At 43.7% G+C, this 16,594-nt stretch carries 16 protein-coding genes; 7 read left to right on the top strand and 9 right to left on the bottom strand.

Annotated features, from left to right (window positions below; translation table 11 throughout):
• The first annotated feature begins 10 nt into the window (after window positions 1-10).
• The 3 genes from dnm_RS21655 to dnm_RS21645 all read left to right on the top strand — a co-directional run bounded on the left by dnm_RS21655 (window position 11) and on the right by dnm_RS21645 (window position 1,385).
• A complete protein-coding gene (locus tag dnm_RS21655; RefSeq protein WP_207678980.1) occupies window positions 11-328 on the top strand; it encodes an FmdB family zinc ribbon protein in 318 nt (105 codons plus the stop codon).
• 171 nt (window positions 329-499) lie between these two features.
• Window positions 500-796: a hypothetical protein gene (locus tag dnm_RS21650; protein WP_207678979.1), complete on the top strand. Its 297-nt coding sequence runs from the start codon at window positions 500-502 to the stop codon at window positions 794-796.
• A 106-nt stretch (window positions 797-902) separates the two neighbouring features.
• Window positions 903-1,385 carry a cytochrome c3 family protein gene (locus dnm_RS21645; RefSeq protein ID WP_207678978.1) on the top strand — a complete coding sequence of 161 codons (483 nt, stop codon included), beginning with the start codon at window positions 903-905 and terminating at the stop codon, window positions 1,383-1,385.
• A gap of 55 nt (window positions 1,386-1,440) precedes the next feature.
• Here dnm_RS21645 and dnm_RS21640 read toward each other — a convergent pair whose 3' ends face one another.
• The 5 genes from dnm_RS21640 to dnm_RS21620 all read right to left on the bottom strand — a co-directional run bounded on the left by dnm_RS21640 (window position 1,441) and on the right by dnm_RS21620 (window position 9,459).
• Window positions 1,441-2,298, bottom strand: coding sequence for a 50S ribosomal protein L11 methyltransferase (locus dnm_RS21640; protein WP_207678977.1), 858 nt, complete (start codon window positions 2,296-2,298; stop codon window positions 1,441-1,443).
• Window positions 2,299-2,371: 73 nt separating this feature from the next.
• A complete protein-coding gene (locus tag dnm_RS21635; RefSeq protein ID WP_207678976.1) occupies window positions 2,372-2,722 on the bottom strand; it encodes a hypothetical protein in 351 nt (116 codons plus the stop codon).
• Window positions 2,723-2,783: 61 nt separating this feature from the next.
• Entirely contained in the window at window positions 2,784-4,184 is a 1,401-nt protein-coding gene (locus tag dnm_RS21630) for a cobyrinic acid a,c-diamide synthase CobB (protein WP_207678975.1), read from the bottom strand.
• Window positions 4,185-4,633: 449 nt separating this feature from the next.
• Window positions 4,634-8,326 carry a PKD domain-containing protein gene (locus tag dnm_RS21625; protein ID WP_207678974.1) on the bottom strand — a complete coding sequence of 1,231 codons (3,693 nt, stop codon included), beginning with the start codon at window positions 8,324-8,326 and terminating at the stop codon, window positions 4,634-4,636.
• Between the two features lie 215 nt (window positions 8,327-8,541).
• Window positions 8,542-9,459, bottom strand: a complete 918-nt coding sequence (locus dnm_RS21620; RefSeq protein WP_207678973.1) for a hypothetical protein — start codon at window positions 9,457-9,459, stop codon at window positions 8,542-8,544.
• Between the two features lie 576 nt (window positions 9,460-10,035).
• Here dnm_RS21620 and dnm_RS21615 point away from each other — a divergent pair.
• A complete protein-coding gene (locus tag dnm_RS21615) occupies window positions 10,036-10,533 on the top strand; it encodes a hypothetical protein (protein WP_207678972.1) in 498 nt (165 codons plus the stop codon).
• Here dnm_RS21615 and dnm_RS21610 read toward each other — a convergent pair.
• Window positions 10,511-10,771 carry a hypothetical protein gene (locus dnm_RS21610; protein WP_207678971.1) on the bottom strand — a complete coding sequence of 87 codons (261 nt, stop codon included), beginning with the start codon at window positions 10,769-10,771 and terminating at the stop codon, window positions 10,511-10,513. The genes dnm_RS21615 and dnm_RS21610 overlap by 23 nt on opposite strands.
• Between dnm_RS21610 and coaBC the strand changes: the two genes are divergently transcribed.
• Both coaBC and dnm_RS21600 read left to right on the top strand, forming a co-directional pair.
• Complete coding sequence (coaBC, locus tag dnm_RS21605; RefSeq protein WP_207678970.1) at window positions 10,754-11,950, top strand: bifunctional phosphopantothenoylcysteine decarboxylase/phosphopantothenate--cysteine ligase CoaBC; 1,197 nt, start codon at window positions 10,754-10,756, stop codon at window positions 11,948-11,950. The two genes, dnm_RS21610 and coaBC, sit on opposite strands and share 18 nt — an antisense overlap.
• A 27-nt stretch (window positions 11,951-11,977) precedes the next feature.
• A complete protein-coding gene (locus dnm_RS21600) occupies window positions 11,978-12,793 on the top strand; it encodes a uracil-DNA glycosylase (RefSeq protein WP_207678969.1) in 816 nt (271 codons plus the stop codon).
• Window positions 12,794-13,140: 347 nt separating this feature from the next.
• Here dnm_RS21600 and dnm_RS21595 read toward each other — a convergent pair whose 3' ends face one another.
• On the bottom strand, window positions 13,141-13,374 hold the full coding sequence (locus dnm_RS21595) for a hypothetical protein (RefSeq protein WP_207678968.1): 234 nt from the start codon (window positions 13,372-13,374) through the stop codon (window positions 13,141-13,143).
• Between the two features lie 81 nt (window positions 13,375-13,455).
• Between dnm_RS21595 and dnm_RS21590 the strand changes: the two genes are divergently transcribed.
• Window positions 13,456-13,734, top strand: coding sequence for a hypothetical protein (locus dnm_RS21590; RefSeq protein WP_207678967.1), 279 nt, complete (start codon window positions 13,456-13,458; stop codon window positions 13,732-13,734).
• A 7-nt stretch (window positions 13,735-13,741) separates the two neighbouring features.
• Here the strand turns inward: dnm_RS21590 and lpxK are convergent, their stop codons facing one another.
• Together lpxK and dnm_RS21580 are read right to left on the bottom strand one after the other, a co-directional pair.
• Complete coding sequence (lpxK, locus tag dnm_RS21585; protein WP_207678966.1) at window positions 13,742-14,878, bottom strand: tetraacyldisaccharide 4'-kinase; 1,137 nt, start codon at window positions 14,876-14,878, stop codon at window positions 13,742-13,744.
• Window positions 14,879-14,950: 72 nt separating this feature from the next.
• Window positions 14,951-16,222 (bottom strand): 3-deoxy-D-manno-octulosonic acid transferase, encoded by a 1,272-nt coding sequence (locus dnm_RS21580; RefSeq protein WP_207678965.1) that lies wholly within the window; start codon window positions 16,220-16,222, stop codon window positions 14,951-14,953.
• Window positions 16,223-16,594 lie beyond the last annotated feature (372 nt).

Genomic DNA, 16,594 nt, shown 5'->3' with positions numbered 1-16,594 from the left:
GAAAAACAATATGCCAACTTACGAATATGAACATCTGGATGAAACTGACTGCCTCAGAGGCAAGGTGTTTGAGGTGAGGCAGTCCATGGATGATCCGCCCCTGGCAATATGCCCCACCTGTAAGGGGATGGTGAAAAAACTTATTTCACGCTTCAGCATCAGCACGCCCAAAACAGACGGTGAACTGAGAGACCTGGGGTTTACCAAACTGGTGAAGCGGGATGACGGGGTTTATGAAAATGTGACCCAGCGGGAAGGGGAGAGCCGCTTTATGATCCGGGATAAACCTGAGACAGTGCCGGATATAAAGAGGATTATCAGGGACTAAAAACAGGAAAGTCTGCGAAGTTTTCAACACCTCGCAGGTCTGATATCCCCTCAATAACAGACCATCGTAAAAAGAATCATATCCATGCAATTTTTAAGAATATTCCCAATAATATTCATGTTTGTCGTTTGTTCGGTAAATTGCGTTCATTCGGGAAAATTTGACGCCTGTGTGACAGACCGGACAAACACAAAAACTTATGTCAGACATCTCACACCTTTCAAAAACAAACCCGTTAAATTTTTTAAGGTCAATCATGGAAACGCTGTATTGGACATACCTGTTTCAAGCATTGCCCGTATTGTCGTAACTGACAGAGAACACGATCTTTGCACAATTGTTTTAAAAGATAACCGCACTTTTTTTAAAAAAGACCAAAAAGGGTTTTCATGGGTAGGGAAAAATGAATTCGGCGGAAGTTTTTTTATCAAATGGCAGGACTGGAGAAAAATTGAATTCCTGAAATAATCTGTAATTTAAAGCCGAGAATACTCTCTTTGTCTTGACAGAACCTTCCGGACTTGATAAAGAGCCGACAGTTTACTAAAAAAATGGAAGGAGGTGAAAGAGGAAAATGAAAAAAAGCACTTTATTAGCGATACTGATTATCGGAATTGTGACAATGTTCACTGCTGCCGCTATTCAGGCCGGAACAGCGGTACAGGATGTGATTAAAATGGAAAACAAGGCATATGCAAAGCATAAAAAAGGCATTGTTGAGTTTAGCCATAAGAAACACATGGAAGACTACGCAAAGGCGAATCCGGAATTGTACCCGAACGGCTGCGGTGAATGTCACCATAATGATAAGAATGAACCGCTCAAGGATCTGAAGATCGGTGACGACGTGCAGAATTGTATTGAGTGCCACAAGATCGCGAGTGTAAAGCCTAAGGGAAAAGATGCTCCGAAGCTTTCAAAGAAAGAAGCAGTGAAAGAGTATCATGCTGAGGCGATTCATGCAAACTGCAAGGGCTGCCATAAGGCATTCAATGAGAAGAGCGGTAAGAAAACTGCACCGACAAGTTGTACAAAATGTCATCCTAAAAATAAATAATTCAGGGTGAGTTTATAAATAATAGGGCAGGCATCTGTTAATGAAGATGAGTGCCCTATTTTTTTAATACCACGCCTGCCCAGTCTTTCTCAGTCTCTTTCCATTGACATTCAAAATGCCTTATCCTGTAAACATTCAGCAGGTCGGCAAGTTCGTCCGCTTTTATGCCGGACAGGATCACAAATCCGTTTTTACCGGTTAGTTCAGATATATGTAAGGAGAGTTGTTTCAGGGTGGGATAGCGCAGATTTGCAATGATCAGGGAAAAAGATTTGCGGATATTTTCCGCAGGCTCATCACAGATAATGATCTGATCTTCAAGGCCGTTAATCTTCACATTTTCTTTGGCCTCTGATATTGAACACGGGTCTGTGTCTGTTCCGATTCCCTTTGTTATTCCGAATCGTACCGCAGCAATTGCAAGAACACCTGAGCCAGTGCCAATATCAAACAGACAAGTTTCCTGATGTTTAATAAAATCACTGCGTGTCAAGGCATATTCAATTCCCCTTATTGCCAGGCGGGTGGTGGGATGCTGGCCTGTTCCGAATGATGCCCCGGGCCTGATTTCAACAACAACATCTCCGGACTTTGGCGGATAATCGCTTTCAGGCGGTTTCAGCACAACATATGTTGAAACTCGGACAGGCTTGTTAAAAGATTGTTCCAGAAACGTGCAGCCATACTGATAGGTATAAGTGAGTTCCTGCTGGGCAACCAAATCTCTTATAACTGATTTTGTCTGTTTTCTTTTTAATGCAAATTTCTGTGATATTTTATTTTCCAAAGCAATGGGTGTCAGCCGTTTTTTTGATTCCAAAACGGTTTTCAGAACATTTTTTCGGATTGTCTTAACATTTTTAACATTTGCCAGAGTCATGGTCAGTGTCCGCTCTTTACCGTGAAAATACATTTTGAAAAGCCGGGTTTTTATCTGTTGATATTTTCATGCCCGGGGGCGAAAAACCCGGCTTTTTCATGAGTGTTTATTTCACATGTTCTATGATGACATACAGGTCTATGAGGTCTTCCTCGGTATAAGGATAAGCAATCCAAACTTTGTTATCTAATTGTATGACCATCATTGTTTCATTGTGAAATAAATTGTTTTTCATATCTCTTAACTGATAATATAAAATATAGTTTCCCTCGTTGTCTTTTTTGGTTCCCACAGACCGCTCAAATTGCACATCATCGGGTTTTATGATATTCTCAAATAAATTTTTCAGTATTTTGTCTGAGGGAAAGGTGTCTCCTTTATAAAATTCGGCAAAAGCATTTCCCGGAAAAATGAGCAAAATGTACAGAACAATATTTATCACAAATAACCTTATCATCTTACCTCTCGCTTTTTTCTGAACACAGGCGATACAAAGCCTTTCTGTCTTTTGTCAGATTTCATGGTTCGCGGACAATTGCATTCCGAACCATGGCTTCTCCCCAGGAAGGCATCCCCAGCGCATGAATATGAGTGTATGTGGCAAGGACATTTTTGTAACAGATGCCGTCTCTGTTATTTATAAAACCAGCTCCTCTTTTCATAGCAAATACCAGATCCTCATCCTCCCCTCGCCATTCCAACACTTTTGAATAATGGAATTCATGCCCCCGTATCCGGGTACCGACCTTGAAATAGGGATTTTCACCTGCCACGGTAATAAGCGTGTATCCGTGTCCCTGCGGCTTTTTGGAAAAACCGAAAACAATGGGCAGCACCCCGGCCATGGGATATGATTTTCCATCCAGAACCAGTTTTTCTCCCAAGTACATCAGCCCCCCGCATTCGGCATAAATGGGAAGACCCTTTTCCGCCAACACTTTTAATTCTTCCCGGAAACTGATATTTTCTGCCAGTTCTTTTGCATGGGTTTCAGGAAATCCGCCGCCGATATAAAGGGCATCTATATAAGGAAATGATTTTTGCGAAAGCGGGCTTAAAAATACTGGTTCAGCACCGGCTGAAACAAGAGCCTCAATATTTTCCGGATAGTAAAATTGAAAAGCAGTATCTCTGATAATACCGATCTTTGGCTTTTGCTCATGTCTGAAAACCAGATTTTTGGGAACAATCCGATTTTTTTCTTCAAGATCATTTGCAGCCGGAATTTCCGAAGCACTGTGAGCAAGCTGAGTGAGCGCATCAATATCAAGATATTTTTTTGCCATCCGGGACGCGGCATCAATGGATTCCGCTGCCCATTCATGCTCGGGGGTAGGCACAAGCCCCATGTGTCTTTCAGGAAGATTCTGCTTGGACAGCTTGGGCACAGCCCCTATCACGGGGACACCGCAGTGCTGTTCCATGCTTTTTCTGAGGATATTTTCATGCCTGGGTCCGGCCACACGGTTCAATACCACCCCTTTTATATTTACATCCGGGTCAAAGTGAATACATCCTAACACCGCGGCCGCCATGGTGCGTGTGGATTTTGTGCAGTCAATACAGAGAACAACAGGGACGTTAAGCAGTTTTGCAAGCTCTGCCGTGCTGGTGGCACCTTCTGTGTCAATGCCGTCATAAAGTCCCCGGTTTCCCTCTATAACTGCAATATCGTTTTCCGAAGTGTGAAACAGGAAGGATTTCAGGACATCATCCGGATTTACCATGAATGTATCCAGATTATAACAGGACTTGCCTGCCGCGAATGCTAACCATCCCGCATCAATATAATCCGGACCTTTTTTGAAAGGTCTGACAGACAGACCTTGGCTTCGCAAGGCCGCCACACTCCCCAGAGAAATCAGCGTCTTTCCGGATCCGCCTCGCAGGGCTGAAAATATTATTCTTGGCTGCTTCATTTTTAGAGCCAGTTTAATCCTTTCTAAATATTAAGTGTTTGAAATTAAATATGATAAACACTATGATTTTCAACAGTTTGTCATCCTTGTACTCTTGCAAATCAAAAATTGCAAGGTTAATTTTGAAAAAAGCGGATCATTCATTTGAATTAAAGTGCGTTGTCTGTTTGATTTTCCCTGCAAGGATTTTGTATAAGGGAACACGAAATAAATAACATACCCGATACAAAAAATGCAGGGTGGGTGAAGCGAAGCGTAACCCGCCGCACAAGGCGGGTATTTTATTTTTGGGGAAATCCCTAAGAAGGAGATTGAATCCTTTCTTATGAATCCCGTTTCTTATATGAAATCCCTGTAGCGAGAGAGAGGAGGGCAGATTTTATAATTTCCTGAATAATCGCCGCAAATCACAAATCACAACCCCCAAATCACAAATCACAACCCCCAAATCACAAACCCTCCCCCGCGGTTCTGATAAAACATCCGCTTGTGCTTCCGGCTTCGTCGCTCTCGGACAACGGCGTTATTATGTCATTGATTGTTACACGAACTTCATCTGTGTCCTGAAGTCCGTCATTATCTGTTACTGTGAGTTCAAATGCCAGTGTTATTCCGTTGCTGTCAACCAGAGGCGCTGCAAATGTCGGGCGCATTGCCGTGGCGTCTGAAAGCTTTACCTCAGTTCCGCTGATTTGCTTCCATAAGTAAGATGTTATTCTGCCATACGGATCCCGGGACCCTGAACCATCGAGAATAACCATACTTCCTTCTTCCGCTGTCTGGGGATATCCGGCATTTGCCACAGGCGGCTGATTTGCGGCAATAATATTCACAGTGACCCGGTCTGTATCTTTTAACCCGCCGTCATCTGTCACTGTCAGTTTGAAAATAAGAGACTCGCCATTTACACTCACATCCGGAGCCGTAAATGCCGGTTGCACATCAGTGTTATCAGAAAATGCCACACGGGTTCCGTTCATCTGTTCCCATAAATAAGAGACAATATTGCCGTCAGCATCCGAGGAGTCCGAACCATCCAAGATGACACTCTCCCCTTCATTTGCGCTATCATCCGGGCCGGCATCTGCCACAGGCGGCTGATTTACAGAGATGATATTCACCGTCACGCGATCCGTGTCCTTTAAGCCCCCGTCATCTGTCACTGTCAGTTTGAAGGTAAGGGCTTCACTTTTCGGACCGACACCCGGAGCAGCAAACGTGGGTTGCATGGCAGTGGCATTGGAAAGAGAGACCTCAGTTCCGTCTGTCTGAGTCCACAGGTAAGAGACTATTCTGCCATCAGGATCCGTGGAATGTGAACCATCCAATGTGACAATATCCCCTCCGTTCACCTTCTGAACCGGCCCTGCATCCGCGGCAGGGGTCCGATTGATAAAGGTGACATTCAGCGTGACATGGTCTGAATCCTTTAACCCGCCGTGATCTGTGACTGTCAGTTCAAATGTGAGCGTTTTGCTTGCTGGCAGAATATCTGACGGTGCAATAAAACTCGGACGAATCGCAGAAGCATCAGAAAGCGTCACGCTCGTGCCTTCTGTCTGACGCCAGAAATAAGACGCTATGCCGTCGTCAGGATCTGCGGACGCTGAACCATTTAATGTGGCTTCACATCCTTCATTTATTTTCTGATCCGGCCCCGCGTCCGCCACTGGCGGCCGGTTCAGATGGGTGACATTCACTGTCACATAGTCTGTGCGTTCTGACCCATTGTAATCTGTCACTGTCAGCCTGAATATAAGCGATTCACCTGTCAGGCCGATATCCGGAGCTGTAAACACAGGTTGCACAGCAGTGCTATCAGAAAGCGTCACCCGCGTTCCTTCTGTCTGATACCATAAATAGGACGCAATGCCATCATCCGGGTCTGAGGAGTCTGAACCATCCAGCATTACCATATCCGCTTCTTTCACCATCTGATTCGGTCCGGCATCAGCCACAGGAGGCTGATTAATATGGATGATATTTACGGTGACACGGTCAGAATGCCGCAATCCGTCATAGTCTGTCACCACCAGTTCAAAAGTAAATGACCTCCCGCTCTGTCCCACATCCGGGGCCACAAACATGGGCTGAACTGCTGCCGCGTCGGACAGTTTCACGCCTGTTCCGCCAGTCTGACGCCACAAATAAGAAGCAATGCCGTCATCAGGATCACCCGAACCTGAACCATCCAATATCACAATATCTCCTTCACTCACAGTCTGGTCCTGTCCCGCATCGGCCACGGGCGGCTGATTTGTATAAATAATGTTCACAGTAACGCTGTCTGTGTGCTGTAATCCGCCGTCATCTGTGACAACCAGTTCAAAAGTAAGGGATTCACTTTTCAAAATGGCAGTCATGGCAGTAAATGTCGGCTTCGGATCTGCGGTGTCAGAAAGATTTACCACAGTTCCGCCGGTCTGACGCCAGGAGTAGGAAACGATCTCACCGTCAGTATCCTCAGAATCGGAACCGTCCAATGTGACAAAATCTCCTTTACTGACAGTCTGGTCCTGCCCCGCGTCAGCAACAGGAGGCTGATTTTCAGATGTAATATTCACTGTGACACGGTCTGTGTTCTGCAAGCCGCCATTGTCTGTCACAATCAGTTCAAATGTAAGGGCTTCTTCCCCAATGATATCGCTGTCCGAAACAATAAACGCGGGCCGCACTGTGGTAATATCAGAAAGCATCACAGGGGTTCCGCTAATCTGACGCCATAAATAAGATGCTATTCGGCCGTCAGCATCTGATGAATTTGAACCGTCCAATGTCACGAGTTCCTCCTCACTGGCTGTCTGATCCGGCCCAGCGTCAGCAACGGGGGGGCGGTTTTCAGATGTGATATTCACCGTGACCTGGTCTGTACTGGTCAGTCCGCTGTTGTCTGTCACAGTCAGCTCAAACGTAAGGGCCTGCCCTGCCAAATTACCGTCCAGAGCGGTAAATGTCGGCTGTGCCTTTGTGGCATCCGAAAGAGACATTGAGCTTCCTCCGATCTGACGCCACGAGTAAGCAACTATCTGACCGTCAGAATCCGTGGAATTTGAACCATCCAATATCACGAAATCTCCTTCTGCGACCATCTGATCCGGGCCGGCATCGGCAACAGGGGGCTGATTTTCAGATGTGATATTCACGGTGACACTGTCTGTATCTGTCAGCCCTTCGTCATCCGTCACTGTCAGCTCGAATATCAGCGATTCACCTTCCGGGTCACCATCTGAGACCGTAAATGTAAGCTGCGCCTCTGTGGTATCTGAAAGCATCATCATGGGTCCGCGGGTCTGACGCCATGAGTAAGTATCTATCTGACCATCTGAATCCGTGGAATTTGAACCATCCAATATCACAAAATCCCCCTCAGTTACGGTCTGATTCGGCCCGGCGTCAGCAACAGGCGGCTGATTTTCATCAGATGTGACATTCACTGTCACAGTGTCTGTATCGCTCAGACCGTCATTATCTGTCACTGTCAGTTCAAATGTAAGGGATTCTCCCGCATCCGGGGCCGTAAACTCGGGCCGGGCATCGCTGTCATCCGAAAGCATTACCGGGGGGCCTGTGGTTTGCTCCCACTGATAAATGAGCAAATCGCCCGGATCCGGGTCTGATGACCCGGATCCGTCCAGGATAACTGTGTCGCCCTCACTGACAGTCTGACCGGTTCCGGCATCAGCAACAGGGGGCCGGTTCTGGTGTGTTTCTGCCACAGCAATAATATCAATTCGTGTGTTAGAGCCGCTGTCTTCTATGATAAATTGCCCGTCCGGGGGCGAGATGACAGTTAATTCCGTGTCATCTCTGTACACATGTATCACCCCGGTATCCCCGGGAACCGCTCCGTCCGGCTGCTCGTGCTGATTATATACGGGAATATCTATCAGATACCAGTCAGACGAATTCAGCCCGTCCGTATCCTCGGCCCGGGGAAGGTTCTCATCTGCTGAGATGAAATCCGTGCCATCCTCCCGGGTGACAAGGAACGTATAACCGGTATCGTTCTGACTTGTTATTTTCATGTTATCTGTCGTCAGCGTGCCGCCGATTCTGGCAGGAATAGGTATCTGCGCCCAGGCGATTAAGGACAAAAAAAACAGGAATAGTATGACCGCCGCGACAGAACATTTTTTTAGCATAAATTAACCTTTCTTTGGCATTGATCTTCATTCCGGTCACTTAAAGCCGAAGACAGTGGAATGATCTGTAAAATCACTTATAATTCAAATAATTATTTATATGTTTCTGTCTCAGAACACTCCAAAAACCTGAGACCAAAGTTTTCCTTGATATGATATTTTAATTCCGAATTCAAGTGTTTTATCTTTCTGGTATTTTTAAATCAGGAGGGGGATTAAGGCAAAATCCAAGTGCAGACGCGGGTACCGGCATTGATCCAGTAACCATATCCCGGTTCCATGGTGGTCAGGTCACTGAATTCGGGATGCAGAGGATCATAAGCTTTCCATGTGCCGTTAATGAATACCCATATGGAAAGATATTTCCCATTAATCGAAGATAAGACGTTTTTAACAGGCTGTGAATGAGGCGAATTATATCCCACCAAATTCCACCCGTCTTCAAGGTCAACGGATTTCGGAGCTGCTGAACCGGATATTGTCAACATGCCGGAATGTTTCATGTTTATCCAATATCCCCATCCGGCTTCCATGGTTGTCAGGTCGCTGAGACCCGGTTTATCCGGATCGTATAATTTCCATTTTCCGTTTCGATAGCTCCACACAGCAGAATAGGAACCGGATATCGGGGCCAGTATTTCATGAATCGAAACAGCAGGCGGTGAAACAGGAAAAGAGATAAGGTTCCAGCCCGGCCGCAGGCTGACAGAGGCTGTGATCACCGAAGAGTGATCATCCCCCGGGCTGAGGGGGTCAGCCCCATTTGTCACTTCATACCCATCAGGCCGTCCTCCGCCATCTGTATCAGCTATTGCCGGATTTGTTCTGTGTTGGTGTACTTCTTCTCCGTCATCCAATGAATCTTCATCTGTGTCTTTTTCAAACGGATGGGTTCCGTATCTGAATTCATCAATATTCAAAAGGCTGTCCCCGTCCGGGTCCTCACCGGAATCATCTCTTGCCGGATCTAATTTTTCTGATCTGCCATCGGAAAAATAATGTTCCCACCAGTCCGGCATTCCATCTTTGTCATGGTCTTCAATATCACTTGCAGTTGGGGAAATATGAGCCTGGGAAAAGCTGCTCACACATATCAGCGTCAACATGCCGCATACACTCAAAATATTTTTCATAATTTAATTTTCCTTATAATTTTCTGTCACGGACACTTTTTGCAACCTATTGTTTTCATTGGGTCTGATGATTTTCTCTAAAAGAATTAAAACAGTTTAATTTCAATAAGTTATTTTTTATCAACTTTGACTGTCAAAAACTGTCCGATGTATTGAATTCAATTAGATTAATAATATGCAATTTTGTGATGCTGATATCGCTTTTCATATTTTATGACCTGAAAAATCTAATTATATCATTTTTTATCAGAAAGTAAAATATATTTTTACATTATAAATCAAAAAGTTAAAAAATAAATAATAAATTCGGTCGCTGAGGGGCATTTTATTTCAGACGCTTCCATTGACTTTTCTTTCAATAAAATTGTAAACAAAAAAACAAACAGATTACAGAATTTTTTCAAGTCAGGATATGCAACAGCCGAAATGAATAATTCTTATGCGCTCAGATACAGAACTATCGGACTGTTTTTCCTTGAATATCGCAGCAGGAAGATTTATGGTAATCTGCTTTTTCATAGAAGCTGATGTTGAAGCTTTTTCACAGAATTTATTAAAAAAACGAGGAGGTTTATAATGATGACAAAAATGCGGCAGAGCAGAACAATGTGGGGTTGTATGATAAGCATAATGGCTCTTTTTCTTCTCATTACAGGCTGTTTTAATCAAAAACTCAAAGAAGGGGTTGCATCCGGATCAGCAGTACCAGGAAAGACCAAAGGAGGACCTTCTCCTGTGTATTATGATTTCGGAGATGTGCTTGTTCCGAGTGAAATGAAAATTAATAAAAAAGCATCTTTCGTATATAAAACACCTGGTTTTGCGGGGGGGGTTCTTTCTTTAAAAGGAAGAGTTGAGGTAAATTCTCTGATTAATTTTTTCAGCCGGAACATGGCCAATGATAATTGGAAGCTTATCAGTTCATTCAAAGCCCCGCGGACGATTATGCTGTTTCATAAGGGAAACAGGTGGTGCGTGATAAGCATTTCCGAAAAAGACTTCAGTACCCGTGCGGAGGTGTGGGTCGCACCGACCATAGATGAATCAGAAACTAATGAAGGGCTTCTGAAATGAAGAAACTTGAAACTTGAAACTTGAAACTTGAAACTTGAAACTTGAAACTTGAAACTCGAAACTTGAAACTTGAAACTTGAAATTTGAAACTTGAAATTTGAAACTTGAAACTCGAAACTCGAAACTTGAAATTTGAAACTTGAAACTCGAAACTCGAAACTTGAAAAAAACTGAGGTGTCGGGGGCCCTGACCTTGTAATAAAAAAGGAGCGTCTTTTACATGAAAACGGATATTCATAATAAAAATATCGTACTGGGTGTATGCGGAGGGATTGCAGCGTACAAAAGCGTTGAGTTTTTAAGGCTTCTTAAAAAAGAGGGGGCAAATGTGAGGGTGATGATGACTCAGAATGCCACGGCTTTTGTGGGAACCCTTACGTTTGAGGCTTTGTCAGATCGTCCGGTATGCACAAGCCTTTTTGAAAAAGGAGGGGATTCTTCCATAAAGCACATTGACTGGGCTGAAGAGGCGGATGCCGTGGTCATTGCCCCCGCTACAGCCAATATTATCGGAAAATGTGCGGGCGGTATTGCAGATGATGCTCTCAGCACTTTTCTGCTTGCTGTGACTTCTCCTGTGATTGTCTGCCCTTCCATGAATACGCATATGTATCAAAGCAGAGCCATGCAAAGAAATCTGGATATCCTCAGAGATGATGGTTATTTTATCGCGGAGCCAGGCTCAGGAGAACTTGCGTGTGGTACGACCGGTCCCGGCCGTCTTCCTGATCCTCCGGAAATTTTGGACAGACTTTTGTACTGTCTCTCGCCTAAGAATCTGGAAGGCAAAAAGGTTCTTGTCACGGCCGGCCCCACAAGAGAGCATATTGATCCGGTGAGGTTTATCAGCAATCCTTCTTCCGGGAAGATGGGTTATGCCATTGCAAGGGCTGCGGAACACAGAGGGGCGGAGGTTGTCTTAGTCACAGGCCCTACGAATATTCCTGTCCCCCTGAATGTCACAGAAATCAGGGTCCGAAGCGCCCGGGAAATGGCGACTGCCGTATTTGAACACATGGAAGATTCACATATCATTATAAAGACGGCCGCGGTTGCTGATTACAGACCCGGGGAAGCAGCAGCGCATAAAATCAAAAAAGGGGCCGATGAAAAAGTTTTAACTTTGCAGAAAAATCAGGATATTCTTAAAGAACTTGGCGCACGGAAAAAAGATCAGATTCTTGTGGGGTTTGCCGCTGAAACTCAGGAGCTTGAAAAAAACGCAGGAGAGAAGCTTGTCAGGAAAAATCTGGATATGATTGCGGGAAATATTGTGGGGGAGTCTTCCGGCTTTGAAACAGATACCAATCAGGTGACGCTTTTCTACAGGGACGGAACAAAGGAACCTCTGCCTGTGATGGAAAAAGACGCTGTGGCACATATTCTGCTGGATCGGATTATCGGAATAAAAAATTAGAAATTGGGAATGTTGAACAGGTGATATATGGTTCAGGCAAAACATTTTGTTGCCATAACCGAGGACGTAAAAAATTACCTTCGGTTTTTGAATGAGACAACAGGATGTCATGGGTTCGACTGTTCAGAGAAAAGCCTTGATCTTATCAAAAATTGGGGAAAAAAAGAGACACCCGCCCGAATTCGGAAACAAGCTTCTGACAGAGACCAAAGGTATATTTCCGACAGAAGCCGAAAACAGGCCTCTGATAAGACGCTATATCCCCCTGATGAGCGTCGCAGGATTGTTTTACCGAAGACGCTGGGGGCAATACGCACGGACCTTGGCGACTGTCACCGGTGTAAGCTTTTCAAAGGACGAAAAAATATTGTCTTCGGAGCAGGAAATCCCCGGGCACAGCTTGTATTTGTGGGTGAAGGACCGGGATATGATGAAGATCAGGCCGGAGAACCTTTTGTGGGGGAGGCAGGTCAGCTTCTGACCAAAATCATTCAGGCAATGAAACTTACCCGGGAAGATATCTATATTTGCAATATTATAAAATGCCGTCCCCCTGGAAACAGGGATCCCGAACCTGATGAAATCAAAGCCTGTTCACCTTTTTTAAAACGTCAGCTGGAAGCGATAAAGCCAGATTTTATATGCGCTCTCGGAACATTTGCGGCACAGTCCCTTCTTGGAACGGAAAAGCCGATTTCAGAATTGCGGGGACGGTTTTATGATTATATGGATATGAAGGTGATGCCCACATTTCATCCGGAATATCTTCTTCGCTATCCTCAAAAAAAGCGCGATGTATGGGAGGATGTTCAGAAGCTCATGAAATCACTCGGAATTAACTAATAGGTGTCAGATGTCAGATATCAAAAATTCCTACAGGGATTTGATATAAGAAACCTCCGTGAAACGTACTTATCACCCTGGCTGATGAAAATGTGTTTTTATGGTAAAGGAAAAAATTCTCTTCTTATCATCCTCTTTTTATAAGTACCCGATCAAAAGTTTTTTATACATTTTTTTCTGTGAACAGCGGATAAACTCGGGTTTTTCCTCATGGCCGGCGAATCATTCTGGAAAAAAACCCGGGTTTCTTCCCCGGGCAAATATCGAAAACTTATGGTTAGGTACTTATCAAATCCTGTAATTTTTTTGATCAAAATTCTGCTATGATATGGGATCAGAGGCTGCTATCAACCGGAAAGAACAAATTTTGAAAAATGCGTGCCAGACCCTTGAAAGTGAGATTTATCACAGAATTGACCTGTTCCGGGATAAAGCCAGATCACAATTGGACAGGGAGGGCTTTGAGGCGGCACGTTTTGAATTAGCAAAAAAATAAGGTTGTCGAATTCCATGGCGGAGATACCAGTGCCATGGATGATGACCGGTTCAGTATGCTTCTGTTTGACCATGATTTCGTCCATGCTAATATCACTTGAAACAGTGATAGCGTAACAGAAGGAGAAATTACAAAAGAATCTGATGCTGAAGGAGTACTAAAACCAATGGAACAGCCGGCCGGATGGCATTACAGAATCATTACCAAAATCTTAGAAAAAACCAGACCAGCAAAGGACATTGTACAAAAGCCAGATTCTGAAGTTATCATCGCACAGTTGCAGGCAGAACGTGACAAGCTTCAAAAGCAGGTCTTATTTCTGCAAGATCAGCTGGATAATCTCAGCCATCAGAGACAGCAGGAAAAATTAAAATTAGAGCGTGTTATACACGAAATTGAAGAATTACAGAAACATTTGATAAGGGGGGGTAACAAAACAGACTGATAACGGATTAATAAAGGCTTTGCGCAATAAAACGGGTAAAAGCATCGTCATCGTCTCCAAAGGAAATTTTTATACTGATAACCACAAGGTCAATGGGCCATGTTATTCTGCGGACTAGTCTCACATAGTCTTTTTCCGTTGTAATGATGGCATCGGCATTCAGCTCCTGTGTTGAATGAAAAATTTCAGAAAGATCATTATCTGAATATTGATAATGATCCGGAAATTTAAGAAAACCTGTTATCCTGCATCCAAATGCTTCAAGAGTGCGCTGAAAATCATCATTTTTCGCTATGCCGGAAAAAGCAAAGACATTGCGATTCTTTAAGAATTCAGCATCGTATGAGACAGAAACCGGATATCCTGAAGCAACCGGGTTCTGTCTTACCACGTTACAGATATAAGGAACGTGAAAGCTTCTGAACACAGGTTTATTTCCGATCAGGTCTGTCCGGGAAAAAGGAAGGCCCGGGAGGTCATAAGGATTAAGAGGGGGAGAATCAGACCGTGTTAAAATAAAAGCGTCACCTCGTAAAAGGGCCGAAAGCGGTTCTCTCAGCGTACCGCGAGGCAGTATATGGGTATTGCCAAAAGGCCGGTGACTGTCCAAAAGCACCAGGTTTATATCTCTCGCAAGTTTAAGATGCTGAAACGCGTCATCCAGCACAATAATATCCGGCTTAAATTTTTCCACAGCCAGCATTCCTGCCTCAAGCCGATTTTTTCCAACAATGACAGGTGTATTTTTCAATTTTTCAGCCAACATGAACGGCTCGTCTCCGGCCATGTCAGGTTCCATGAAAATCGTGCGCCCGTCACTTACAATTCCTCCGGTCTTTTCCGCACCTCCCTTATATCCCCGGCTGAGGATCACCACTTTATAACCCAGACGGTTCAGCAGTTCGGTCATATAGATGGTCATGGGAGTTTTGCCGGTGCCGCCTACTGTCACATTTCCCACAGATATGACTTTGCAAGGGAGCCTTCCTGATTTTAAAATTTCTTTTTTATAAAGAAAGTTTCTTAATTTTATAATTCCCCAATATAAAAGAGAAATAACAAACAGAAATGATTCAAAAGAAAGAAACCGGGTGTTTCCCTCATCCCTCATAATGGCTTCGATTTTTTGTTTTATATTGCTCATTGTGGCATTTTCCGTCAATTAAAACAGAATGTTTGCCAAACTGTAAGTTCGGCACTCCGGATGTCCGGCTGCTTATTTCTGATAATTTTCTATAAGTTGCAATATTTTTTCAACAGCTCCCTTATTGGCGTAAAACACTTTAAACGCCTGATATCCTGCACATTGTGCTTTTTTGGGGTCGGAAAGAAACATTATCACAGCTTCATAAAAACTTTCAGCATCCCGGACCTGAACTGCTCCGCCTGATTTCAGGAGCAATGTCGCTATTTCCGCAAAATCACTCATATCATGCCCGAATATTATCGGTTTGGAAAACACAGCCGGTTCCAGCGGATTGTGTCCCCCGGAACAGACAAGGCTGCCGCCGACAAAAGCGATGTCCGCCACTGCATAAAGTTTTCTTAAAAGCCCGATGGTATCAATGATAATCACATCTGTTTTTTCGCCCGGGGTTATTTTTCCCAATTCCGACATCGTAACAGATGAAAACCCGGGAGATTTGAAAATTCGGCTTATGGCACTGGCACGTCCGGGATCTCTGGGAACAATAATCAGGAGGAGATCGTCATATTTCTTTTTTACTCGTGAAAAAACATCCAGAATTATTTCTTCTTCTCCCTTGTGAGTGCTTCCTGCCAATAAAATTTTCCGGGAGGGTTCCACTTTCATGGATTTCCGCAACTGTTCAGCTTCTTCCGCTGTGACAGAATCATTTGCCTGATCAAATTTAATGTTTCCTGTTGTTCTTATATGATCCGAACTGCCTCTGATAACTCCGAATCGCCGTGTATCTTCGTCAGACTGGGCGCAGATCTCTGAAAATTTCAAAAATAAGGGTTTCGTAAAAAATGAAAGCCGCTGATATCCCAAAAAAGATTTTTTTGAAAGCCTTGCATTTACAAGAAGCACCGGGATATTGCGTTTTTTCATTTCAAACAGAAAATTTGGCCAGATATCTGTTTCAACAATAATCACAAGCGCCGGACTGATTTGCTTTGCCAGATGTTTTACGGAAAATATCAGATCATAAGGAAAGAAAAAAACAGCATCCGTATGCTCTTTTAAAAGTGTGTTAGCTATATCAAACCCTGTTTTAGTGGAAGCTGAAAAAACAATATTGCCAAAACGCTTTTTTAAGGCTTTGACAAGGGGAACAACAGAAAGCACCTCTCCCACAGAGAGCGCATGGATCCATATGGGAAATTGAAAATTCGGGACCCGAGTCAGCCCCAGTCTTTGAAGAACCGTTTTCCGTCGTTTGTCAGATAAAAGCACAATCAGAAGTATAAGGGGAAAACTTAAAGTCATCCCGATGAAAAATAAAATATTATACAGAACAATCATCTTTCGGCTCTTTCTTTTTTCATAGAAATCATATTTTATAAACGGTCATGACCTGCCAGTCACAACGAAACATTAAACTCGGAGCAAATCACAAATCACAAAATTTTAGGTGAGTTGTGATATGAACCCGGGAACGATTTTAAACCGGGGACTCAGAAAAAATTCTTTCCAAATTAATTTTATAAAGATATTTTATAAATTATTATATTAGGCAATTGAAGAACTCAAAAAAGAATATTATCAGCATATTTAACAAAAGGAACTTGCCAAGTCAACCAGGATTACTTATATTTTTATTGAAATTTGTAGACGCTCTGGTAATTCGTGTTGAATAATTCTAATATACAAAACAATATCTTATCAATAAAGAAC

Source organism: Desulfonema magnum, assembly GCF_017377395.1.
Lineage (GTDB): Bacteria > Desulfobacterota > Desulfobacteria > Desulfobacterales > 4be13 > Desulfonema_C > Desulfonema_C magnum.
Note: the sequence above shows the minus strand (reverse complement) of the source record. Positions and strands in the feature narration are given on the sequence as shown.

Coding starts and splice junctions, on each gene's coding strand:
- dnm_RS21655 (WP_207678980.1), top strand. CDS start 11: ATGCCAACTTACGAATATGAACATCTGGATGAAACTGACTGCCTCAGA.
- dnm_RS21645 (WP_207678978.1), top strand. CDS start 903: ATGAAAAAAAGCACTTTATTAGCGATACTGATTATCGGAATTGTGACA.
- dnm_RS21640 (WP_207678977.1), bottom strand. CDS start 2,298: ATGTATTTTCACGGTAAAGAGCGGACACTGACCATGACTCTGGCAAAT.
- dnm_RS21635 (WP_207678976.1), bottom strand. CDS start 2,722: ATGATAAGGTTATTTGTGATAAATATTGTTCTGTACATTTTGCTCATT.
- dnm_RS21630 (WP_207678975.1), bottom strand. CDS start 4,184: ATGAAGCAGCCAAGAATAATATTTTCAGCCCTGCGAGGCGGATCCGGA.
- dnm_RS21625 (WP_207678974.1), bottom strand. CDS start 8,326: ATGCTAAAAAAATGTTCTGTCGCGGCGGTCATACTATTCCTGTTTTTT.
- dnm_RS21620 (WP_207678973.1), bottom strand. CDS start 9,459: ATGAAAAATATTTTGAGTGTATGCGGCATGTTGACGCTGATATGTGTG.
- dnm_RS21615 (WP_207678972.1), top strand. CDS start 10,036: ATGATGACAAAAATGCGGCAGAGCAGAACAATGTGGGGTTGTATGATA.
- coaBC (WP_207678970.1), top strand. CDS start 10,754: ATGAAAACGGATATTCATAATAAAAATATCGTACTGGGTGTATGCGGA.
- dnm_RS21610 (WP_207678971.1), bottom strand. CDS start 10,771: ATGAATATCCGTTTTCATGTAAAAGACGCTCCTTTTTTATTACAAGGT.
- dnm_RS21600 (WP_207678969.1), top strand. CDS start 11,978: ATGGTTCAGGCAAAACATTTTGTTGCCATAACCGAGGACGTAAAAAAT.
- dnm_RS21595 (WP_207678968.1), bottom strand. CDS start 13,374: ATGGACGAAATCATGGTCAAACAGAAGCATACTGAACCGGTCATCATC.
- dnm_RS21590 (WP_207678967.1), top strand. CDS start 13,456: ATGGAACAGCCGGCCGGATGGCATTACAGAATCATTACCAAAATCTTA.
- lpxK (WP_207678966.1), bottom strand. CDS start 14,878: ATGAGCAATATAAAACAAAAAATCGAAGCCATTATGAGGGATGAGGGA.
- dnm_RS21580 (WP_207678965.1), bottom strand. CDS start 16,222: ATGATTGTTCTGTATAATATTTTATTTTTCATCGGGATGACTTTAAGT.